16 protein-coding genes are annotated in these 21,520 nt (G+C 70.0%); 9 read left to right on the forward strand and 7 right to left on the reverse strand.

What is annotated here, in order from left to right; all coding sequences use genetic code 11:
* Window positions 1-65 precede the first annotated feature (65 nt).
* Both BpN12_RS18220 and BpN12_RS18225 read right to left on the reverse strand, forming a co-directional pair.
* A complete protein-coding gene (locus tag BpN12_RS18220; RefSeq protein ID WP_246796916.1) occupies window positions 66-704 on the reverse strand; it encodes a DsbA family protein in 639 nt (212 codons plus the stop codon).
* A 310-nt stretch (window positions 705-1,014) separates the two neighbouring features.
* Complete coding sequence (locus tag BpN12_RS18225) at window positions 1,015-2,493, reverse strand: TAXI family TRAP transporter solute-binding subunit (protein ID WP_246796917.1); 1,479 nt, start codon at window positions 2,491-2,493, stop codon at window positions 1,015-1,017.
* A gap of 138 nt (window positions 2,494-2,631) precedes the next feature.
* Here BpN12_RS18225 and BpN12_RS18230 point away from each other — a divergent pair, with 138 nt between their 5' ends.
* Together BpN12_RS18230 and BpN12_RS18235 are read left to right on the forward strand one after the other, a co-directional pair.
* A complete protein-coding gene (locus tag BpN12_RS18230; protein ID WP_246796918.1) occupies window positions 2,632-2,889 on the forward strand; it encodes a hypothetical protein in 258 nt (85 codons plus the stop codon).
* Window positions 2,890-2,938: 49 nt separating this feature from the next.
* A complete protein-coding gene (locus BpN12_RS18235; RefSeq protein WP_246796919.1) occupies window positions 2,939-3,307 on the forward strand; it encodes a BON domain-containing protein in 369 nt (122 codons plus the stop codon).
* Window positions 3,308-3,653: 346 nt separating this feature from the next.
* Here the strand turns inward: BpN12_RS18235 and BpN12_RS18240 are convergent, their stop codons facing one another.
* Both BpN12_RS18240 and BpN12_RS18245 read right to left on the reverse strand, forming a co-directional pair.
* Window positions 3,654-4,442 (reverse strand): sulfite exporter TauE/SafE family protein, encoded by a 789-nt coding sequence (locus BpN12_RS18240; protein WP_246796920.1) that lies wholly within the window; start codon window positions 4,440-4,442, stop codon window positions 3,654-3,656.
* 436 nt (window positions 4,443-4,878) lie between these two features.
* Window positions 4,879-5,079 carry a hypothetical protein gene (locus BpN12_RS18245; RefSeq protein WP_246796921.1) on the reverse strand — a complete coding sequence of 67 codons (201 nt, stop codon included), beginning with the start codon at window positions 5,077-5,079 and terminating at the stop codon, window positions 4,879-4,881.
* On the opposite strand from BpN12_RS18245, the gene BpN12_RS18250 reads away from it, so the two are divergent.
* The 5 genes from BpN12_RS18250 (at window position 5,079) to BpN12_RS18270 (ending at window position 13,844) form a co-directional block, all read left to right on the forward strand.
* Window positions 5,079-8,171: a beta strand repeat-containing protein gene (locus BpN12_RS18250; RefSeq protein WP_246798072.1), complete on the forward strand. Its 3,093-nt coding sequence runs from the start codon at window positions 5,079-5,081 to the stop codon at window positions 8,169-8,171. The genes BpN12_RS18245 and BpN12_RS18250 overlap by 1 nt on opposite strands.
* A gap of 368 nt (window positions 8,172-8,539) precedes the next feature.
* Window positions 8,540-10,267 (forward strand): dihydroxyacetone kinase subunit DhaL, encoded by a 1,728-nt coding sequence (gene dhaL / locus BpN12_RS18255; protein WP_246796922.1) that lies wholly within the window; start codon window positions 8,540-8,542, stop codon window positions 10,265-10,267.
* A 157-nt stretch (window positions 10,268-10,424) separates the two neighbouring features.
* Window positions 10,425-11,480 carry a tRNA 2-selenouridine(34) synthase MnmH gene (gene mnmH / locus BpN12_RS18260; RefSeq protein WP_246796923.1) on the forward strand — a complete coding sequence of 352 codons (1,056 nt, stop codon included), beginning with the start codon at window positions 10,425-10,427 and terminating at the stop codon, window positions 11,478-11,480.
* 133 nt (window positions 11,481-11,613) lie between these two features.
* Entirely contained in the window at window positions 11,614-12,435 is an 822-nt protein-coding gene (locus BpN12_RS18265; protein WP_246796924.1) for an alpha/beta fold hydrolase, read from the forward strand.
* Window positions 12,436-13,037: 602 nt separating this feature from the next.
* Window positions 13,038-13,844, forward strand: coding sequence for an AraC family transcriptional regulator (locus BpN12_RS18270; RefSeq protein ID WP_246796925.1), 807 nt, complete (start codon window positions 13,038-13,040; stop codon window positions 13,842-13,844).
* Window positions 13,845-14,135: 291 nt separating this feature from the next.
* Here BpN12_RS18270 and glsA read toward each other — a convergent pair whose 3' ends face one another.
* The 3 genes from glsA to gad form a co-directional block, all read right to left on the reverse strand.
* Complete coding sequence (gene glsA, locus BpN12_RS18275; RefSeq protein ID WP_246796926.1) at window positions 14,136-15,245, reverse strand: glutaminase A; 1,110 nt, start codon at window positions 15,243-15,245, stop codon at window positions 14,136-14,138.
* 319 nt (window positions 15,246-15,564) lie between these two features.
* On the reverse strand, window positions 15,565-17,265 hold the full coding sequence (locus BpN12_RS18280) for an aspartate:alanine exchanger family transporter (RefSeq protein WP_246796927.1): 1,701 nt from the start codon (window positions 17,263-17,265) through the stop codon (window positions 15,565-15,567).
* Between the two features lie 133 nt (window positions 17,266-17,398).
* The gene (gene gad, locus BpN12_RS18285; protein WP_246796928.1) at window positions 17,399-18,742 is read right to left on the reverse strand and encodes a glutamate decarboxylase; all 1,344 of its coding nucleotides are present in this window, start codon (window positions 18,740-18,742) and stop codon (window positions 17,399-17,401) included.
* 698 nt (window positions 18,743-19,440) lie between these two features.
* Between gad and BpN12_RS18290 the strand changes: the two genes are divergently transcribed.
* Together BpN12_RS18290 and groL are read left to right on the forward strand one after the other, a co-directional pair.
* Window positions 19,441-19,734: a co-chaperone GroES gene (locus BpN12_RS18290; RefSeq protein WP_012734796.1), complete on the forward strand. Its 294-nt coding sequence runs from the start codon at window positions 19,441-19,443 to the stop codon at window positions 19,732-19,734.
* 45 nt (window positions 19,735-19,779) lie between these two features.
* Window positions 19,780-21,420 carry a chaperonin GroEL gene (groL, locus tag BpN12_RS18295; RefSeq protein WP_042624011.1) on the forward strand — a complete coding sequence of 547 codons (1,641 nt, stop codon included), beginning with the start codon at window positions 19,780-19,782 and terminating at the stop codon, window positions 21,418-21,420.
* Window positions 21,421-21,520: the final 100 nt, after the last annotated feature.

Genomic DNA, 21,520 nt, shown 5'->3' on the forward strand with positions numbered 1-21,520 from the left:
GTGTGAGTGGTGCGACTAGCGTGGCCGGCGCGGTCCGGCCGGCCGGTCCGGCGCGGCACGCGCGATCAGCGGTGGCCCGGCGGCAGCGTGCTGATCCGCTTCACTTCCTTCGATTCGAGCCAGTTCGGCGTGCGCGCGCAATAGAGCACCATCGACAGCGCGTCCTCGCCCCAGAACAGCTGCCGGTTCATCCAGAAGGTCGGCACGCCGAACACGCCGAGTTCGATCGCGTCCTGCGTGTTGTGATGCAGTTGCGCCTGCGTCTCGGGTGCGTCGATGCGCGGGTCGTCGGCGGCCACGCCCACGCGTTCGCAGAGCGCGGCGAAGCCGTCCTCGGCGATCGCGTCGCGCCCCTCGCGCCAGATGAAACGGAACATCTCGCGGACCGCGGCGAGATCGGCGGCCGCCACGATCGCGAGCCGCAGCAGGCGCGTGGAATCGAACGGATGGGCGGGCGGCATGCGGAACGCGATGCCGAGCTGCTCGGCGCGGAACAGCGCGTGGCGATAGGTGAACACGCGCTTGGCCGGCACGTCGTACATCGGGCGCTGCCCCCAGCGTTCCTGCAGGACCGGCAGCGAGATCGGGATCGGCGCGAACGGCATGCTCGGCCACTTGTCCTGCTGTTCGAGCAGCAGATACGTGAACGGCGACAGGAAATCGTAATACCAGCGCGGTTGGCTGGCGTCGTGGCCCACGGTCATCGGCAAGTCTCCTGAAAAGGCGAGGGGCCGCGCGGCCCGCGTGTCGTCATGGTACGCAATGGCGTCGGCGATTGCAGCAATCGCGGCGACCCGGCCGTTCGCGCGTCGCGGCGGGGGCGGATGCGTGCCCGGGGAGAGCGAGCGGTGCGTGCAGCGGCGTTGGCCGGCGTCGCCAATCATGGCGGATTGGCACGATGGTGCGGCCGAACCGACCGGCCCGGGGCCCGAAGCGAGCCGCCTGGCGCTGCGTCGCGCGGGGAGCCGGAACGCGGCTCAACCCGACAAAATCCGCTCAACCCGCTCAACCCGCTCAACCCGGCGCGACGCCCGGACCACCCGGTGCCGGCGTGCCGGAGCTGGCGCCGGGCGCGGCATCGGCCGTCGCGGCGCCGCCCGCTGCCCCTGCTTCGCCGGGCGCCGACGAATCGTCACCGCGCGGCGCCGCGTCCTGTGCGAGCAGGCGTTCGCGCACGAAGCCGATGTGCTCGCGCAACACGTAAAACTGCCCCGCATAGGCGAGCGGCATCTTCATCCGGTTGACCGAATCCTCCACGTCGTCGAGCCGTTCCAGCAGCGCGAGCCGTTCGCGCCCGGTCGGCTCGCCCAGCGCGCTGCGCTCCAGCGTGATCAGCGCGCCGTACCAGCGGTAGATCCGCGAGCGCACGCGCCAGCCGTACAGCATCGGTACGAAGCGCAGCCCCGGGATCAGCACCACCACGAGCGGCACCACGATCACCAGCAGCCGGTCGACCAGGCTCGCCACCCAGAACGGCAGCTGCCGATAGAGGAAGGTCTTGCCGGACTTGTAGTAGCGCGCCGCGTCGTCGGACAGCGGGAAGCTGCCGTGCGTGACGGGCGACGGGAATTCGCCGGCGCGCTGCAGGATCGTCGCGCGCCCCTGCACCTCGCGCGCGGCCTCGATCAGCAGGTCCGACAGCGCCGGATGCAGCGAGTCGCGCGCGATCAGCTCGACGGTGGGCGACAGCGTGTGGATGTCCTCCGACGGCAGGTTCGTGCCGGGATCGTAGACGCCCATCGGCAGCGTGATGTCGGTCAGGTACGGGAAGCGCCGCGTGTAGGCCTCGGCCTGCGGGAACGAGTAGAAACGCACGCCCGGCGCGCGGAACAGCTTGGCCATCACCGGGATCTGGGTCGAATCGCCCGACAGGAACGCCGCGTCGATGCGGCCGTCGATCAGCGCGCGCGCGGCGTCCTCGCCCGCGAGCGGCAGCAGGCGCGTCGCGCCGCCCGGCACGATGCCGTTCAGCTTCAGCAGCGCGAGGCTGAGTTCGTGGGCGCCGCTGCCGTCCGGGCCGAGCGCGAGCCGCTTGCCGTCGAACTGCGACAGCCGCGCGACGGGCGGGCCGCGGTAGAGGATCGCGAGCGGCACGTAGCCGACGCTGCCGAGCGAGACCAGGCTGTCGGGCCGGTCCCTCTGGTCGACGCCGCTCTGCACGAACGCGACGTCGACGCGCCCGCGCGGATCCAGCAGGCGCTGCAGGTTCTGCGCCGAGCCCTCCGAGGGCAGCACCTCGAGCGTCACGCCGTTCTTCGCGAGGATCCGCTGGTAGCGGCGCGCGGCCATCCAGTTGGTGCTGCCGGGCGGGCCGGCCGAGAGCACCAGACGGGTGGGCGGCGCGGGCTGGATCAGCTTGATCGCGAGCCAGATCGCCGCGGCGCCGAGCAGCAACGCCGGGCCGAACGACATCGCCAGGTCGCGCCACGACACCGCGACGAAGCGGGCCAGGAACCGGTGCGGACGGTCGGGACGGGGCGGGCTGACAATCATCGGAGTGCGAAACGAAGGGCGGCGAGGGGGCGACGGCGGCGGGCGGGGCCGGCGGCGGGGGACCGGGGCGATGGCGAGGATGGTACCCGAGTTCGACGGCGCTGCGGCAAGCCGGGCGCGGGATTCGGGAAGGTCCGGATGCCGCCGCGCAACGCCGGTGATCCGGCGCGCAAATCCTTTGCGCTTCGCGTGCCGCTGGATTACATTGTGCGTCGCAGCCGCGCCGTGTCCGTCGCGGCGCGACCCGGCAAGCCGTTGAAACCAGACCGGGCGCGAGACGGACCACGTCCCGGCAGTCCGGCCGCCCTGCGCGTGCCGGGCGAACGCTGCGCCTCTCGTATCTTCGTGAAAACGTCGGCCGACGGCATCCGTCGCCGGCCGTTCATCTGGGGGTAATTCGGCCGCCCGTCTCGTGCGGCCGTTTCCGGAATCACAAGGAGAAAATATGAAGTCGATCGTGTGGAAGGCTCTGGGCAGCGCGCTGGTTGCGGCGCTCGTTTGCGGCAACGTGTACGCGCAGGCGAGCGACGCCGCCGCGGGCACCGAGGCGCCGGCCGCCAGCAAGAGCACGCAGAAGTCGGCCGCGAAGGCGGCCCGCAAGACCAATCGCAAGCTCGGTTACGCGGTGCGCAAGGCCATCACGAAGGCCGGCGGCGTCGACGTGTCGAACCTCACCGTGCGCTCGAAGGGCGGCGCGATCTCGCTGCAGGGCACGGTGCCGGACCAGTCGCAGATCGACAAGGCCGGCGACGTCGCCAAGGGTGTGGCGGGCGTCACCTCGGTCGACAACAAGCTGACCGTCCAGCAGCAGTAAGACCGGAAACGCGCGGGACGGCGTCGGCCGTCTCGCGTGGCAACGTGCGCCGCCTCGAGCGGCGCATTTTTTTGTGGGGCGGGTTCGTGCCGGTGGCCGGGGCAGGTTTCGGGCGGCTTCGCGGGCGATGGCCGCGCTGCTGGTCGGGCGCGTGTCGCGCTATCTGGCCGGCGGGGCGCGCGGGCGCCGGCTTCCGGGCCGCGTCTCCCGCACGCTTGTTGGGATACCGCCGTCCGGCGGATTCGTGGATTTTTTTCTCGTTGCCCGGCGCCGGCAGGCCGTTGCCGGCCGCTGCGTCGCGTCCGGCCGGCTCCGGGTGGCGCTCACGGCCGCGGCGCCGCTCCCGTCAGGACGTGACGAGCTTCAGGCCGACCACCACCAGCGTCGCGGCCAGCACGTTGCGCAGCAGGCGTTCGGGCGCGCGCGTCGACAGATGGCTGCCCACGACGATGCCGGGCAGCGAGCCCAGCAGCAGCGACACCAGCATCGACCAGTCGACCGAGCCGAGCAGCCAGTGGCCCATCCCGGCCACCAGCGTGAGCGGCACCGCGTGCGCGATGTCCGAACCGACGATGCGCGTGGTGGACAGCGTCGGGTAGAGCAGCAGCAGCACCGTCACGCCGATCGCGCCCGCGCCGACCGAGGTCAGCGACACCAGTACGCCGAGCACGACCCCGGTCAGCACCGTCAGCGCGACGGTGCGGGCCGGATTCGGCGCGAGCGCGTGGCGCGAGGCGAACGCGGCGAGCTGCGGCCGGAACATCAGCGCCACCGAGGTCAGCAGCAGCGCGCCGCCGAGCACGACCTGGATCAGCCGGTTGGTCGAGGTCGAGCCGAAGCCGTGCGCGTGCAGCAGCCACAGCGTGATCGCCGCGGCCGGCACGCTGCCCGCCGCGAGCCTGCCCGTGATGCGCCAGTCCACCGAGCCCTTGGCGCCGTGAACGAAGGTGCCGGTGGCCTTGGTGGCCGCCGCATAGAGCAGGTCGGTGCCGACCGCCGTGGCCGGGTGGACGTTGAACAGCAGCACGAGGATCGGCGTCATCAGCGAGCCGCCGCCCACGCCCGTCAGGCCGACGAGGAAGCCGACGAACAGGCCGGAGACGGTGTAGAGCAGATTGATATGGGGAAGCGACATCGGCGAGGGCCCGGTGGTTGCGCGCGGTCGAAACCCGCCATTGTCGCAAAATTGCCGCTCGGGCGTGGGAATGTCCGTCGGGGCGTCGTCGGGCGAAGCGGGTGGCGGCCGGGCGGTGGCGGCATCGAGGGTCGAGCCGGTTCGTCGTGGCGCTCGCACGCATTGAGCCGCCGCGCGGTTTGGCTGTTCGCCGCCGCGCTGGGCGCCGGGCGCGTCGCGACCGCGCTCGACGGCTGGATGCTGCCGCCCGCCGCACCGTGGGCGATGTTTCCCGCGGGCCGGCTTGCCACCTCGCGCGTTCGTGGCGTTCGTGGCGTTCGTCGAGGCGATGCTCGGCGTCGCGGCCGCGCAGCGCAATCCGGCGTGAACGCCACACGGATTCCCGCATGTTTCGCGCTGTCAGAACGTTAAAAAAATCGTCGATCGCGATTCTTTTTTATCGCTCATCGTGATTCGTGACATTTTTCATCGTCGAATCGTCCATTTCTTTTTGCTTATCGATTTTTAAAAAATCAGGCTGGACCGGCATCCGGTGATTTCCATTTGATATGCCGCTGAAAGCCTTGCCTGGAAAGGATTTTATCGATTGAGTGAGCCGCCGCGCGAGTGTTGGTGAATCCATATGGCGCGAATTCATTGTGGCTCGTATTGGCTGAAAGCCGGGTGATCGGCAAGCGAGTCTCGTTACGGAGCGCGCGCGTAACGTTCCATTCGGTTGTTACGTTACGTCGGCCGTTTTCGCGAATCGGGACGCATGTCGAGCGTCCGGCCGGCACCGCGATCGACGAAGCTGGATCGCGGGTTCGCAGTGATTTGTTCGACGAAATGCGTGGTTTCCCGTATCGGCCGGCCGCTGGCATGGTCCCTGCAGAAATGCCCCTGCTACACCAGACAGCAGCACCAACTGACATGGGGCCACACATGAAACAACACTTCACTCTGTCGAGCATCGCGCTTTCGGTTGCGGCGGTATTCGGTCTTGCGGCGGCGCCGGCGATGGCCGATGTCGGTGGCATCGTCACTCCGCTGGGAGCCAATCTGAGTCTGAGCAGTTCGCTGAACGCGAGCGGTGCCGCGCTGGACGCGACCGCGAGCCTGGCCGGCACGACGCTCGGCCTCGATGCGACGCTGAACCGGATCGACGGCCTGTCCGTCGTCCTGACCGCGAACGGCACGCGGTTCGGCGTCTCGCTCGGCAACGTCGTCGACCCGCTGCGGACCTCGCTGGGCGGCCTCGCCAGCACGATTCAGGCGATCGCCGGCAACACCCCGCTGGGCGGCGTGATTGCCGGCCTGCAGGGCGCGTTGACGAATCCGGCCGGTGCGCTGACGGGCATCGTCGGCACCGCGACCGGCGCGCTCTCGACCGGCACCGCGGCGCTATCGAACGGCCTCGGCGCGGCGACGTCCGGGCTGGGGGCTGTCGCGTCGGGCGCGGCTGGCGCGCTGTCGACCGGCGCCGGTGCGCTGGCGGGCGGCCTCGGTGCGGCGGCCGGCACGGCGACCGGTGCGCTGACGACGGGTCTCGGTGCCGCGACGAGCGGCCTCACGACGGTGGCCGGTGACGCCACGGGCGCGCTGTCGAATGGCCTTGGTGCGGCGACGGGCGCGTTGTCGAACGGGGCGGGGGCGCTGGCGGCAGGCCTTGGCGCCGCGGCCGGCGGTTTGAATTCGCTGGCGGGGACGCTGGCAGGCGGCCTGTCGAACGGGCTTGGCGCGGTGTCGGGTGCGCTGTCGTCGGGGGCTGGTGCGTTGTCGGGCGGGCTGGGTGCCGCAGCCGGCGCGGTGTCGTCGGGCGCGGGTGCGCTGGCGAGCGGCCTCGGCGGGGCCGCGGGCAGTTTGAACGCGGTGGCGGGCACGGTCGTGAGCGGCCTGTCGACCGGTGTGGGCACTGCCTCGGGTGCGTTGGCGGGTGGGCTTGGCGCGGCGACGGGCGGCCTCAACACGGTGGCCGGCACGGTGGCGGGCGGGCTGTCGAACGGATTGGGCGCGGCTTCGGGCGCGCTGGCCTCGGGTGCGGGCGCGTTGGCTGGTGGGCTTGGGGCGGCGACGGGCGGCCTGAACACGGTGGCCGGCACGGTGGCGGGCGGTCTGTCGAACGGACTTGGCGCTGCCTCCGGCGCGCTGGCCTCTGGTGCGGGCGCGTTGGCTGGTGGGCTTGGGGAGGCGACGGGCGGCCTCAACACGGTGGCCGGCACGGTGGCGGGCGGTCTGTCGAACGGACTTGGTGCTGCCTCCGGTGCGCTGGCTAGTGGGATCGGTGCGGCAACGGGCGCCTTGTCGTCGGGCGCCGGCGCGTTGGCCGGCGGCCTGGGCTCGGCGACGAGCGGGCTGAACACGGTGGCCGGTACGGTCGCGAGCGGCGTATCGAACGGCCTCGGCGCGGCAACGGGCGCGCTGTCGAACGGCGCGGGTGCGCTGGCCGGTGGTCTCGGCGCGGTGGCGAGTGGCCTGGGTGATGCCACCGGTGGTCTGGACACGGTGGCCGGCACGGTCGCGAGCGGCGTATCGAACGGCCTCGGTGCGGCAACGGGCGCGCTGTCGAACGGCGCCGGCGCGCTGGCCGGTGGTCTCGGCGCGGCGGCCGGCGGGCTGGGTGCCGCCACCGGTGGCCTGAACACGGTGGCCGGCACGGTGGCGGGCGGTCTGTCCAACACCGCTGGCGCGCTGTCGGGCGCGCTGTCGAATGGCGCGGGCGCCGTGGTAGGCGGCCTGTCGAACGGCCTCGGCGCGGCGGCCGGCGCGTTGTCGAACGGCGCGGGTGCGCTCGCGGGGGGGCTCGGCTCGGCGACGGGCGGCCTCGGCGCGGTGACGGGCACGGTGGCGGGCGCGCTCAGCACCGGTGCCTCGGCGCTGAGCGGAACGGTCGGCGCGGCCGCCAATGGCCTCGGCACGGGAGCCGGCGCCCTGGCCGGAGCGGTGGGCACGGGCGCCAGCGCGCTCTCGGGCGGCGTGCAGGCCGTCGCGGGCGGGCTCGGCACGACGACCACGGCGATCACCGGCCTGGTCGGCAGCGTCAATCCGGCCAACGCCGTGACGGGCGTGGTCAACGCGGCCACCACCGGCCTCGGCACGGCGACCACGGCCCTGACGGGCGCGGTGAGTTCGGTGCCGGCTGCCGCCGTGACGGGCGTGGTGAACGCGGCGTCCTCGGGGGTCTCGTCGGCGGTGAGCGGGCTCGGCGCGGTCACCGGCACGGTCGCGAGCACGGCGCCGGCCGTCGTGGGCGGCGTGGTCAACGCGGTGACGAACGTGGTCGCCAGCAATCCGATCGCGCCGATCACGACGGTGGTGGGCAGCCTGTCTGGCGCGCTGCCGATCGGCACGGCGACGGGCGCGCTCTCGGGCGTCGCGAACACGGTGACGGGCACGCTGGCGACGGCGGCCAACACCGGCGTCGCGGCGGCCACCCAGCTCGGGACGGTCGGCACGACGCTCGTGAACACCGCGGGCACCACGCTCGGCAACGTCGCGAGCACCGGGACGGCGGCGCTCGGCACGGTGCCGGCCTCGGTCGGCGCGGTCGCCTCGACCGGCGTGGCGACGCTCGGCGCCGTCACCACCGCCGCGACGCAGACGATCGGCGCGGTCGGCGCCGCGCTGCCGGGCATCGCGGTCACGCCGTCGTCGGGCGGTGCCTCGTCGTCCTCGGGGTCGTCGGGCAGCACGCTGCTCTCGCCGGTCACCTCGCTGGTCGCGACGCTGGCAGGCGGACTGCCGAAGAAATAAGCACTGGCAAGGTATCCGGGGATCGGCGCGCCGATCCCTGCGAATCGCGGTTCGAAAGCGGTACGACGGAGCGGTCGTACCGCTTTTTTCATGCGCGCGCGCTGGCGATGGTCTCCCCGATTCGCGTGACGACCGATCGGCGATCCGCCCATCACCTCACGCCCACCCCGGGGAACTCACCGCCCTGACGCGGTCGAACCGGCATCCCGCCTGCTTCACGGCCGGTTCGGGGCGATCGTCTTATAGTGACGGACGCCCGCCGCGCGTCGCGATCGCGGCCGGGCGCGGATCACGAGGGCCGGACGCGGCGCGTCCGGCGAGACGATGCTGGAGACGACGGGGAGCCACGCTCCCGGAGAACCTGCCGAATGAAGAAGCTGATCAACGATGTCGAACGCGTGGTGCCCGACCTGCTGAACGGACTCGTCGCACTGCATCCCCATCTGGCGCTGCTCGCGGACCGCACGATCGTGGTGCGTGCCGACGCGGCCGAGGCCGCCTCGCGCGGCGAGGTCGCGCTCGTGTCGGGCGGCGGCGCCGGCCACGAGCCCGCGCATGCGGGCTACGTCGGCAGCGGCATGCTGAGCGCGGCGGTGGCGGGCGAGGTGTTCACGTCGCCGTCGGTCGACGCCGTGCTCGACGCGATCCGCGCCGTGGGCGGCCCGGCCGGTGTGCTGCTGATCGTCAAGAACTACACCGGCGACCGGCTCAATTTTGGGCTCGCCGCCGAGATCGCGCGCGCGGAAGGGATCGACGTCGAGACGGTGATCGTCGCCGACGACGTCGCGCTCGCCGCGCGCGGCGAACATGCCGGCCGGCGCGGCCTGGCCGGCACGGTGCTCGTGCATCGCATCGCCGGCGCGGCGGCGGCGGCCGGCCTGCGGCTCGCCGAGGTCGCGCGGCAGGCCCGCGAAGCCGCAGCCGCGCTCGGCACGATGGGCGTCGCGCTGTCGCCCTGCACGGTGCCGGCGGCCGGCACGCCCGGCTTCACGCTCGGCGAGCGCGAGATCGAATGGGGGCTCGGCATCCACGGCGAGGCCGGCGTCGAGCGTGCCGAACTCGACCCGGCCGGCGCCGCCGATACGGTGGCCGAACGCCTGCTCGCGCGCGTCGCCGACGATCTCGCGCTCGAACGCGGCGCGCGCGTGGCGCTGCTCGTCAACAACCTCGGCGGCACGCCGCCGGGCGAACTCGACATCGTGTCGGGCGCGGCGCTGCGCGTGCTGGAGGCGCGCGGCGTCAAGGTGGAGCGTGCCTGGGCCGGCACCTTCCTGAGCGCGCTCGACATGGCGGGCGTGTCGCTGACGCTGCTGCGCGTGGACGACGCCCGGCTCGCCTGGCTCGATGCGCCGACCGCCGCGCCGGCCTGGCCCGCGCGCGCCGGGCAGGTCGCGCCGCCCGAGAGCCGGCCGGTGCCGGCCGCGCCCGATGCCGCGCATCGCCGGCTGGCGGGCGGCGCGCGGCTCGCGCCCGACAGCGCGCTGCGCCGCGTGCTCGACGCGATCTGCGCGCGGCTGCTGGCCGCCGAGCCGACGCTGACCGAAATGGACCAGCGCGTGGGCGACGGCGACCTCGGCATCAGCCTGTCGCGCGCGGCCCACGCGATCGCGGCCGAGGCCGACGGCTGGCCCGACGCGTCGCGCCCGGGCGCGGTGCTGCGCGCGATGTCGGCGACGCTGCGGCGCGCGGTGGGCGGCACTTCCGGCCCGCTCTACGCGGCCATGCTGATGCGCGCGGCGGCCGCGCTCGATGCGGCTGATCGGCCCGACGCGTCGGCCTGGGCCGATGCGTTCCTCGCCGCGGTGGCCGGCGTGACCGAGATCGGCGGCGCGCATCCGGGCGATCGCACCATGGTCGATGCGCTCGATCCGGCCGCGCGCGCGTTGCGCACCGCGCTCGACGCCACCGGCAACCTGCGCCAGGCGCTCGACGCGAGCGCGGCCGCGGCCGCCGAGGGCGCCGCCGGCACCGCCACGCTGATGCCGAAGCGCGGTCGTTCGAGCTATCTCGGCGAGCGCGCGCTCGGCCATCCGGACCCGGGCGCGCACGCGGTGGCGCTCTGGCTCGCGGCGATCCGCGACGCGCTGCGCGACTGACCGCGACTGGCGCGGCGCGACCGACGCCGTGTGACTGAATGAAACGGCCGCTGGTGTCGCTGGGGTGAGGGAGACGGGCCGGGGCGGGCGGGGCACCGTGCGATAATCCGCCGGTTGTCCTGTCCGCTGTTCTGCCCCTCGTTCCTCCGACCCTTTCGTGAATCCCTTTCTTGTTCCGCTGTCTCGCGTCGACGAATTCGACGAGATCATCGACGTGCGCACGCCGCTCGAATACGCGGAAGACCACATCCCCGGCGCGCTCAACGCGCCGGTGCTCAGCAACGACCAGCGCGTGATCGTCGGCACCATGTACAAGCAGGAGTCGCCGCACGAGGCCACGCGGATCGGCGCGGCCTGGGTCGCGCGCAACATCGCCACGCATCTCGAGACCACCTTCGCGGACCGGCCGCTGAACTGGCGCCCGCTCATCTACTGCTGGCGCGGCGGCAAGCGCTCGGGCTCGATGACTTCGTGGCTGAACCTGATCGGCTGGCGCGCGCGGCAGCTCGACGGCGGCTACAAGACCTACCGGCGCTGGGTGGTGGACGAGCTCGGCGCGCTGCCGGGGCGGTTCCGCTACATCGTGCTGACCGGGCGCACCGGCAGCGGCAAGACGCAGCTGCTCGGCGCGCTCGCGCGGGCCGGCGCGCAGACGCTCGATCTCGAGCGGCTGGCGGTGCATCGCGGCTCGCTGCTCGGCGCGCTGCCGGGCGCCGAGCAGCCGACGCAGAAGGGCTTCGACACGGCGCTCGTGCTGGCGCTGCGCGGGCTCGATCCGGCGCGGCCGGTGTTCGTCGAGGCCGAGAGCCGCAAGATCGGCCGCATCGCGCTGCCGGACACGATCCTCGCCGGCATGCACGAGGCGCGCTGCGTCGCCGTCGAGACCGCGCGCGACGAACGCGTCGCGCTGCTGCTGCGCGACTACGAGCACCTGTTCGACGATCCGGTCGCGTTCGTGCAGCAGCTCGCGCGCCTGACCGAACTGCATGGCCACGCGCGGATTCGCGACTGGCAGACGCTGGCCGAGGCCGGCGAACGCAGCGAGCTGTTCGAATCGCTGATCGATCTGCATTACGACCCCGCCTACACGCGCAGCAGCCGCGCCGCGTTCCGTCAGCTCGCGGGCGCGCTGCCGTTCCCGTTCGCGCCGATGACGGGCGACGCCGACGCGCAGGCACGCGCGTTGATCGAATTGGTGGGCGAGCGCGGCTGAGCGGCAGCGTCGTGGTTCGCATGCCCGCAACGGGGGCGCCACGGCCGCCGGCCGATTGCCTTGCTGTCATCACGAGCGCTTACACTGGCTGGGTAGCTCCGCGTTCAGACAATTCCACTTCAGGAGTCTCGTGATGAGTGTTTTCCAGACGAAAGACGGTACGGAAATCTTCTACAAGGACTGGGGCAAGGGTGTGCCGGTCGTGTTCTCGCATGGCTGGCCGCTCTGCGCGGACGCCTGGGACGCCCAGATGCTGTTCTTCGGCTATCGCGGCTACCGCGTGATCGCGCACGACCGGCGCGGCCACGGGCGCTCGGCGCAGCCGTGGGACGGCAACGACATGGACACCTATGCCGACGATCTGGCCGCGCTGCTCGACCATCTCGACGTGAAGGGCGCGATGCTGGTGGGCCATTCCACGGGCGGCGGCGAAGTCGCGCGCTACATCGGCCGCCACGGCACCGCGCGCGTCGCGAAGGTGGCGCTGATCGGCGCGGTGCCGCCGCTGATGCTGAAGACCGAGGCGAACCCGGGCGGCCTGCCGATCGACGTGTTCGACGGCATCCGCGACGGCGTGGTCCGCAACCGTTCGCAGTTCTACCAGGATCTCGCCGTGCCGTTCCACAACTTCAATCGCGCCGACGCGAAGGTTTCGCAAGGCACCATCGACGCGTTCTGGGCGCAGGGCATGATGGGCTCGATCAAGGGGCAGTTCGACTGCATCCGCGAGTTCTCGGAGGTCGACTACACCGAGGATCTGAAGAAGATCGACGTGCCGACGCTCGTGCTGCACGGCGACGACGACCAGATCGTGCCGATCGACGCCTCGGCGCGCCGCACCGTCGATATCGTGCCGCACGCAACGCTGAAGGTTTATCCGGGCGGCTCGCACGGAATCGCGATCGTCGATGCCGCGCAGGTCAATCAGGATCTGCTGGCGTTTTTTCAGGGCTGAGTTGGCGGGGCGGCGGGCGCGCCGCCTGCTTGCCTGAATGCGCGGCCCCGGTGGATGGGGCCGTGTCGCGCTTTTTCGTCGTCATCGGCCCGTTTCGCTTCGATGCGCAGCGGACCGCATGGATGAGCGTGCCCGGTCCTGTTTCGTGATGCAACCCCGGGCGCTGTGGGCGAACGGCCTCGTGTCGTGTCCGCCGTTCGCCCTCGCCGATCCTCGTGATTCCGGCTGCGACTTGAGCACCGAGTCGCGCCAATCCGGCTGGAGCGTCGGCGCACGCATCCCCGTCGTACTCCGAATCATCCGCTCGGCCACCGGCGCCATCTTGTCTCGGCCCATCGCACTCCCTTCCTCGACAACGACAATGCACGTCCAGAATTCCCGCACGGAATGACGAGACGCTGATCTGCTTCGGCGAGGCGCACCGAGGCCGCCGTAGCATGACTGGATTGCCGGCTCACGGGGCCGCCGATGGCCGGCAACTCGTCAATCGAGTCGGAGGGCAAACAGGATGTGTCCGCAACCAGTATCTGAATCGAGCCAGCTTCGCGGGATCGTGCATGCCGGACCTTGAGTCGGACCTTGAGCGTGCCGTCGGCGCCCCGGTGCGTCGAAGCCGGTTCGATCCGGATACGCACGACGGTCCCGTCGTCGCGGTGCGGCCGGACCTGAAGCAGATCCAGGCTGCGCCGCAGCCGCATTTCCATCGCAGGGGCCAGCTCGTCATCACGCGCCGCGGCTCGGTGACGTGCCAGGTCGAGAGCGGCATCTGGCTGGTGCCGCCGAATTTCGGCGTGTGGATTCCGCGCGGCATGCTGCACAGCAGCCGCGTCTCGCCGGGCGGCGAAGTGCTGATGCTGTTCCTCGAGCCCGATGCCGCCGCGATGCCCGACGCCTGCTGTACGCTGACGCTCAGCGCGCTGGTGCTGGAGCTGACCTGCCATCTCGTGAAGCAACCGCAGCACTACGCCAGCGACAGCCCGACCGGCAGGCTCGCGGTGGTGCTGGTCGAGCAACTGGCGACGATGCCGGTCGAGTATCTGCATGTGCCGATCTCGTCGAATCCTCGCCTGCGCAGGATCGCCACCGAACTCGCGGCGGACCCGGCGAACCGGCGCACCGCCGCGCAGTGGGCGGCGCGCGTCGCGCTGAGCGAGCGCAGCCTGTCCCGGCTGGTGATCGCCGAGACAGGCATGACGTTCGGCCGCTGGCGCCGCCAGTTGCGGCTGATCGTGGCGCTGCAGAAGCTGTCCGTGGGCACCCCGGTCCAGCGCGTCTCGGAGGACCTCGGCTACGAATCGGTCAACGCGTTCATCGCGATGTTCAAGAGCGTGTTCGGCCGCACGCCCGGCCACTTCTTCCGGCGCGAACGATGCGACGGCCGGATCGACGGGCGTTCGACCGATGACTGACGGCCGCTCGACGGGCGGCCGACAGGGCGGTGGCGATGGCGCGGCGCCTCGTGCGTGAGACGCGCACCGGGGCCTTCATGCGCGATGTGGTACACGACGCGGAAACGCCGAACAGCCCGCCGATCGAACGATGATCGGCAGGCTGCCCGGCGCGACCACACCGGGCCGGTGCGCGACTAACGTATCGCCAGATAAGAGGGGTGACGGTCCGGTTCGATCGACCGGTGGCGCCACCCCGCCGTGCCGGCGCGCGGCCCGCGAGCCGCGCGCGTTGGGGAGGGACGGCGAGGCTCAGGCGACACGCAGCACGTTGAGCCCGAGCTGGTCGGCGATCCACGCGATCGCCTTCTGGGCCCGCACGCTGTTGCCATAGGTATCGAGCGGCGGCGAGAACGCCGCGATCGCGAGCCGGCCCGGCGCCACCGCCACGATGCCGCCGCCCACGCCGCTCTTGGCCGGCAGGCCGACGTCGTAGAGCCAGTCGCCGCTGGTGTCGTACATGCCTTCCATCGCCATTTCGGCTAGCAGCTTCGGCACGTCGCGGCCTTCCAGCAGGCGCGTGCCCGACACCGGGTGGACGCCGTTGTTCGCCAGCACGCCGCCCATCATCGCCAGGTCGCGCGCGGTGAGGTTGACCGAGCAGGCCTTGGTGTAGACGTCGCAGGCCTCGATCGGATCGGAATACATGTAGCCGGCGCTCTGCAGCAGGTAGGCGATCGCGCGGTTGTGCTGGTTCGTCGCCGCTTCGGACTGGTAGACGGCGGCGTTCAGTGATAGATCCGCGCCCGCGAAGCGCTTCATGTTGGCGAACACCTTGCTCCAGCGCTCGGTCGCGCTGCCGGCCGCGACGAAGCTGACCGTCGCCATCGCGCCTGCGTTGACGAGCGGGCTCAGCGGCTTGCCGCCGTGCAGTTCGAGCGCCATCACCGAGTTGAACGGCAGGCCGGTGGCGCTTGCGCCGAGCTTGTCGCGCACGCGGTCGGCGCCGCGCTCCGCCATCACGAGCGCGAGGTTGAACACCTTGGCGATCGATTCGATCGCGAACGGCGTGTTCGCGTCGCCGGCCGTCGCGACGCCGCCGTGGCGGTCCACGATCGCGATGCCGAACAGCTGCGACGGCACGCTGGCCAGATACGGGATGTAGTCGGCGTTCTTGCCGGCATGCTCGCCCGCGAAGCGGCGGTGCGCCTCGGTCGCGAGCCGCTTCAGGTCGGCCGGGCCGGCTGGGGCGGCCGGCGGCGTGTCGGCATGCGCGCCGGCCGACAGCGCGGCGAGCGGCAGCGCCGCGGCCGCGGCGAGGCCGGCGCCCGACTGGATGAACTGGCGTCGCGGCAGGGTGGCCTGCGCGGCGGTGCGGGGTTGAGATTGGGGTTGCGATTGAGGCTGCGATTGATTCGTCATGTCTGCTGCAGGAACGCGTCCCGAACTTCGCCGCCGTCACGCACCCGCTGACGGGCGGCGCGCGAGGACGGCGCGTTCTTTCGGCGTTCATCCTGTGGAAGGTCCATCGTCCGCAGCGCGTGGCGCGCGAGGTGTCGCGTCACGCCGCTGCAGTCCATCCGGTCCATCCGGCCGAGGCCGGACGGCCGGTTCCGGTCGGCCCGGGGCGGCCGGCCGCGATCGCGCGTTGCTGGTCGGCGTTGTGGTTTCGCTCAAGCCGCGATCACGCATCACTTCCGCATTCACGCGCAACGCCGGCCCGGCCGCCCGCTTCGCGCCGCTAGCGCGTGAGCACCATCGCGAAGTAGCCGAACACCGTGAGCAGCACGCCGGACACCGCGTAGCCGACCGGGAAGCCGATCCACGGCACGGTGCTGCTGATTTCCTTGGCGGCCTCGCGCGCCGGGCCGGAGTGGCTGCGCGCGCCGGCCACGCCGCCCATCAGCACCGCCGGATTGATCCGGAACAGGTGCAGGCCGATGGCCCAGACGATGAACGGCGGGATCGTGCAGGCGACGAAGCCGAGCAGGAAGATCTTCAGCGCTGTGCCGCCGGTGAGCTGCGAGAGCAGGCTCGCGCCGGCGTTCACGCCGACGATCGCGACGAAGAAGATCAGCCCCATGTCCTCGAGGATGTTGCGCGCGGCGTTCGGCGTGTTGCCGAAGAAGCGCACGCGCGAGACCAGCGACGACACGATGATTCCCGACACGAGCAGCCCGCCCGCGTTGCCGAGCCCGACCGAGGCGCCGAACGCGGGGATCTGGATCAGGCCGATCAGGAAGCCGAGGATCATGCCGAGCGACAGCGTGAGCAGGTCGGTGGCGGTGTTGTGGTGCGCGAGGATGCCGAGCATCTCGCCGCTTTTCGCCACCGCGTCGCGCAGGCCCACCAGCTGCAGCACGTCGAAGCGCTTCAGCTGCGTATCGGACCCGACCGGCATCGATTTGCCGCCGCGAATGATGTTCGTCAGCTGCACCTGGCCCGCCACCGCCGTATCGGCGAAATTGCGCAGCGCGTGTTCGCCGGCGCCCTTGCTCGTCACCACGACCTCGGCCTCGTCGAGCGGCACGCTGAGCACCTGCGCGTCCGGCACCTCGGGGCCGATCAGGCCCATGTGGCTGGTCAGGTCGGCGAGCCGGCCGCCGAGCGCGATCACGTCGCCCGCATTCAGCGTCAGGTCAGCGCCGGCGCCGAGCAGCGCGTTGCCGCGCTCGACGTTGACGATCTGGTATTCGCCGAAGCGGCGGCGGAAATCGGCGATCGTCAGGCCGTGCAACTTGTCGTTGACGAGCCGGTAGGCGCGGATGCCGAACGGCCGGAAGCCGTACAGCTCGGCGTCGTCGACGTTCGGCACGCCGTGGACGATTTCGTACTCCTTCGCGGCCTTGCGCGCGTCCACGCCCCACCAGCGCGGCAGGTACTTGCAGATCAGGATGATGCCGACCGTGCCCCAGATATACGAGATCCCGTAGGACAGCGCGATCATCGCCGTCGCGCCGGCCCGGGTGGTGCCGGGCGGCAGCGGCACCACGCCCGAGGTGATCGCGGTTTCCGCCGAGCCGATCGCGGCCGACATGGTCTGCGAACCGGCCAGGATGCCGCCGGCGGCGCCCACCGGCAGGTGCAGCCAGCGAGAGCCCGCCACGATGATGCCGAGCCCGAGCACCGACGACACGATCGCCAGCACGATGAATTTCGGCCCGTCGTCCTTGAGGCTGTTGATGAACGACGGCCCGACGCGCAGCCCCACCCCGTACATGAACAGGTAATAGAACAGGCTCTTGGTGAAATCGTCGAGATGCAGCATCACGCCGTAATGCGAGGCCAGGGTGGCGACGCCGCAGCCGACGATGATCGAGGCCGCCACGGCGCCGAGCGCGTAGCCTTTGATCGACCAGTGGCCGACCCATACCGCGATGGCGACCACGAAGAACAGCAAGATATACGGATTGCCGTTCAGGAAGGTAAAGAAGTGAACCATTTTCGCTCTCCACTGCGATCCGGATAGCGCGACGCCCGGCTGACGGCCGGATCGACAGGCGAAAGGGAATGCGCCGATCGGCGCCAGTCACGGGCGTCGCAATGCGATATCACGTCAACGCGATGACGTCGTTTCAGTTGCCTTGAAGATATTCAATGGCTTTATGCAGGTCATCGAGCAGGATCTTGATCAGGTCGCGGCTGATGCCGTGGCGAATCAGGACGCGTTGCACGATCACGTCCTGCCGGTTGGCCGGCAGCGGATAGGAGGCGATCTGCCAGCCGCGCATGCGCATGCGGTCGGAAAGGTCGTAGAGCGTGAAGCGATGGTCGATGCCGTCCTTCAGGCGATAGCAGACGGCCGGCAGGCCGCCGCGGCCGTCGTAGACGAGTTCGAGCGGGCCGAGCCCGGCCACTTCGGCGGCCAGCCACTGGGCCGTGTCGCTGCAGGCCTGCTGGATGCCCGTGTAGCCTTCCCGGCCGAGCCGCAGGAAGTTGTAGTACTGCGCGATGATTTCGCCGCCCGGGCGGCTGAAGTTCAGCGCGAAGGTCGCCATGTTGCCGCCGAGGTAGTCGACGTAGAAGATCAGGTCTTCCGGCAGTTCCTGCTTCGAGCGCCAGACGGCCCAGCCCACCCCGAGCGGCGCCAGGCCGTACTTGTGTCCCGATGCGTTGATCGACTTGACGCGCTCGATCGAGAAGTCCCATTCGAGGTCGGGCTGGATGAACGGGGCGACGAAGCCGCCGCTGGCCGCGTCGACGTGGATCGGGATGTCGAGTCCGAGTTCGCGCTGCATCGCGTCGAGTTCGGCGGCGAGCGCCGCGACCGGTTCGTAGATGCCGGTGAAGGTGACGCCGAGCGTCGCGACCACGCCGATGGTGTGCTCGTCGCACAGCTCGCGCAGGTCGGCCGGCGTGATGCCGAGGCCGTCGCCGTGCAGCGGCGCCTCGCGGATCTCGACGTCGAAGTAGCGCGCGAACTTCTTCCAGCAGATCTGTACCGGGCCGCACACGAAGTTCGGCTTGGCCGTCGAGAGCCCGGCTGCCTCGCGGCGCTGCTTCCACTTCCATTTCAGCGCGAGGCCGCCCAGCATGCAGGCTTCGCTCGAGCCGGTGGTGGAGCAGCCGATCGTGCCGAGCGGATCGGGCGCGTGCCAGAGGTCGGCGATCATCGTGACGCAGCGGTTCTCGATCTCGGCCGTTTGCGGATACTCGTCCTTGTCGATCATGTTCTTGTCGATGGCATCCGTCATCAGCTGCTGCACTTCCGGCTCGACCCAGGTGGTGCAGAACGTCGCCAGGTTCTGCTGCGAGTTGCCGTCGAGCAGCAACTCGTCGTGGATCAGGTTGTAGGCCACCGCCGGGGCCGTCGAAGCGTCAGGAATCCGAAGCGTCGGCAGCGGATGCTGCGACACGTGCGCCGAATAGATGCCGCCTATTTCGCCATTGATCTCTCGCTCGGGTAATTCGATTTTCATGTCAGGGTCCTTTGAAGATGCGATGCGCATGTCGTCCGGGCGACGGTGAATTGACATCCGCGAACGCGTGGAGCCGGCAAGCGCTCATGGTTCGCGTTCGTGATCGGGAATTGCAGATCCGGAACCGTCATTGGATGATTTTTTCCGCAGACGAAATGGCTGGAACCGGAATGGATATCCCTGGAATTGGCCATCCCCGTGCCGGTCTTGACGCCGCTCAATCGAAAAGGGGACCGATCTGAGCGATCAGCGGTGTGGGCAATGCCGCGGCGGTGCGGCCAGGCAGGCGGCGGCGCGCGCGGCGCGGTGGCGCAGGTGTCGAGGGCACGCGAGGGCCGGCACGGCGCAGCGAAAGCGAGGCGGCGCACGGAAAAACGGGCCGGCGGCTTGCCGGTGCGCCGATGGAACTTGTCACGCCCCGGGCGACTCGAACGGCGCTCCCGGGCCGGCCGGCAGGCATGCCCCGGGGCCGGTCGGGGGCAGGTAAACCCTGACGGGCGGCCGCGTTCCGGCCGCTGCAGGCCCGCGGCGGGGGCGGACGGGGCCCGCGAAAAAACCGTGCTGGTCCGTCCTTGAATTTGTCAAACCGCGTCCATATAATTAGCACTCGCTGCACGAGAGTGCTAACAATTCGCCGCCGGCGATCGCCAGGCGGCATCCCTTAGTGTTCTTCAGTCTCATTCAAGAGAGGAGTGAAAATGAACCTTCGTCCTTTGCACGATCGCGTGATCGTCAAGCGCCTGGATCAGGAAACCAAGACGGCCTCGGGCATCGTGATCCCCGAAGCGGCAGCGGAAAAGCCGGATCAAGGCGAAGTGCTGGCGATCGGCCCGGGCAAGCGTGACGACAAGGGCGCTCCGATTGCGCTCGACGTCAAGGTTGGCGACCGTGTCCTGTTCGGCAAGTACGCTGGCCAATCCGTCAAGGTCGACGGCCAGGAACTGCTCGTGATGCGCGAAGAAGACATCATGGCCGTGGTCAACGCGAACTAAGCGTTCCCGCCGGTATCCATTCCCAAGAATTCAAGGAGTTAGAAGATGGCAGCTAAAGACGTCGTGTTCGGCGATTCCGCCCGTTCCAAGATGGTTGAAGGCGTGAACATTCTCGCCAATGCAGTGAAGGTCACGCTGGGTCCGAAGGGCCGCAACGTGGTGCTCGAGCGCTCGTTCGGCGGCCCGACGGTCACCAAGGACGGCGTGTCGGTCGCCAAGGAAATCGAGCTGAAGGACAAGCTCCAGAACATGGGCGCGCAAATGGTCAAGGAAGTCGCTTCCAAGACCAGCGACAACGCCGGCGACGGCACGACGACGGCAACCGTCCTCGCGCAATCGATCGTCCGCGAAGGCATGAAGTACGTCGCATCGGGCATGAACCCGATGGACCTGAAGCGCGGCATCGACAAGGCCGTCGCCGCGGCAGTGGAAGAGCTGAAGAAGATCAGCAAGCCCTGCACGACGAACAAGGAAATCGCCCAGGTCGGCTCGATCTCGGCGAACAGCGATTCGTCGATCGGTGACCGCATCGCCGAAGCGATGGACAAGGTCGGCAAGGAAGGCGTGATCACCGTCGAAGACGGCAAGTCGCTGGCCGACGAGCTCGACGTCGTCGAAGGCATGCAATTCGACCGCGGCTACCTGTCGCCGTACTTCATCAACAACCCGGACAAGCAAGTCGCCGTCCTCGACAACCCGTTCGTGCTGCTGCACGACAAGAAGGTGTCGAACATCCGTGACCTGCTGCCGGTGCTGGAACAAGTCGCGAAGGCTGGCCGTCCGCTGCTGATCATCGCCGAAGACGTCGAAGGCGAAGCGCTGGCGACGCTGGTCGTCAACAACATCCGCGGCATCCTGAAGACCGTCGCCGTCAAGGCACCGGGCTTCGGCGACCGTCGCAAGGCCATGCTGGAAGACATCGCGATCCTGACCGGCGGTCAAGTGGTGGCGGAAGAAACCGGCCTCACGCTCGAGAAGGCAACGCTGGCCGAGCTGGGCCAGGCCAAGCGCATCGAAGTGGGCAAGGAAAACACGACGATCATCGACGGCGCTGGCGAAGCCGTGAACATCGAAGCGCGCGTCAAGCAAGTGCGTGCGCAGATCGAGGAAGCGACCTCGGACTACGACCGTGAGAAGCTGCAAGAGCGCGTTGCCAAGCTGGCAGGCGGCGTGGCGGTGATCAAGGTCGGCGCCGCGACCGAAGTCGAAATGAAGGAAAAGAAGGCACGTGTCGAAGACGCACTGCACGCCACGCGCGCAGCTGTGGAAGAAGGCATCGTGGCCGGCGGCGGCGTCGCGCTGATCCGCGCACGCACCGCGATCGCGGGCCTGACCGGCGTCAACGCCGACCAGAACGCCGGCATCAAGATCGTGCTGCGCGCGATGGAAGAGCCGCTGCGCCAGATCGTCACGAACGGTGGCGAAGAGGCGAGCGTCGTGGTCGCGGCAGTTGCCGCCGGCCAAGGCAACTACGGCTACAACGCGGCGACGGGCGAGTACGTCGACATGGTCGAAGCCGGCGTGGTCGACCCGACCAAGGTCACGCGCACCGCGCTGCAAAACGCGGCTTCGGTCGCCGGCCTGCTGCTGACGACGGACGCTGCCGTTGCCGAACTGCCGAAGGAAGACGCACCGATGCCGGGCGGCATGCCGGGCGGCATGGGCGGCATGGGCATGGACATGTAATCGACTTCGGTCGATTGCATCGACGGGCGCGCAGCGATGCGCGTCCCGTCTGCCAAACAAAAAACCCGCAAGCGATTGCGGGTTTTTTGTCGTTTACGGC

It is taken from the genome of Burkholderia perseverans, from assembly GCF_022870505.1.
In the GTDB taxonomy this organism is placed as follows: domain Bacteria; phylum Pseudomonadota; class Gammaproteobacteria; order Burkholderiales; family Burkholderiaceae; genus Burkholderia; species Burkholderia plantarii.

What these genes read in the sequence shown, in the direction of transcription:
- glsA (WP_246796926.1), bottom strand. Translation starts at nt 15,245, where the DNA reads ATGACGAATCAATCGCAGCCTCAATCGCAACCCCAATCTCAACCCCGC.
- BpN12_RS18230 (WP_246796918.1), top strand. Translation starts at nt 2,632, where the DNA reads ATGCCGCCGCGCAACGCCGGTGATCCGGCGCGCAAATCCTTTGCGCTT.
- BpN12_RS18220 (WP_246796916.1), bottom strand. Translation starts at nt 704, where the DNA reads ATGACCGTGGGCCACGACGCCAGCCAACCGCGCTGGTATTACGATTTC.
- BpN12_RS18290 (WP_012734796.1), top strand. Translation starts at nt 19,441, where the DNA reads ATGAACCTTCGTCCTTTGCACGATCGCGTGATCGTCAAGCGCCTGGAT.
- BpN12_RS18280 (WP_246796927.1), bottom strand. Translation starts at nt 17,265, where the DNA reads ATGGTTCACTTCTTTACCTTCCTGAACGGCAATCCGTATATCTTGCTG.
- BpN12_RS18265 (WP_246796924.1), top strand. Translation starts at nt 11,614, where the DNA reads ATGAGTGTTTTCCAGACGAAAGACGGTACGGAAATCTTCTACAAGGAC.
- groL (WP_042624011.1), top strand. Translation starts at nt 19,780, where the DNA reads ATGGCAGCTAAAGACGTCGTGTTCGGCGATTCCGCCCGTTCCAAGATG.
- dhaL (WP_246796922.1), top strand. Translation starts at nt 8,540, where the DNA reads ATGAAGAAGCTGATCAACGATGTCGAACGCGTGGTGCCCGACCTGCTG.
- gad (WP_246796928.1), bottom strand. Translation starts at nt 18,742, where the DNA reads ATGAAAATCGAATTACCCGAGCGAGAGATCAATGGCGAAATAGGCGGC.
- BpN12_RS18225 (WP_246796917.1), bottom strand. Translation starts at nt 2,493, where the DNA reads ATGATTGTCAGCCCGCCCCGTCCCGACCGTCCGCACCGGTTCCTGGCC.
- BpN12_RS18245 (WP_246796921.1), bottom strand. Translation starts at nt 5,079, where the DNA reads ATGAATTCGCGCCATATGGATTCACCAACACTCGCGCGGCGGCTCACT.
- BpN12_RS18240 (WP_246796920.1), bottom strand. Translation starts at nt 4,442, where the DNA reads ATGTCGCTTCCCCATATCAATCTGCTCTACACCGTCTCCGGCCTGTTC.
- BpN12_RS18235 (WP_246796919.1), top strand. Translation starts at nt 2,939, where the DNA reads ATGAAGTCGATCGTGTGGAAGGCTCTGGGCAGCGCGCTGGTTGCGGCG.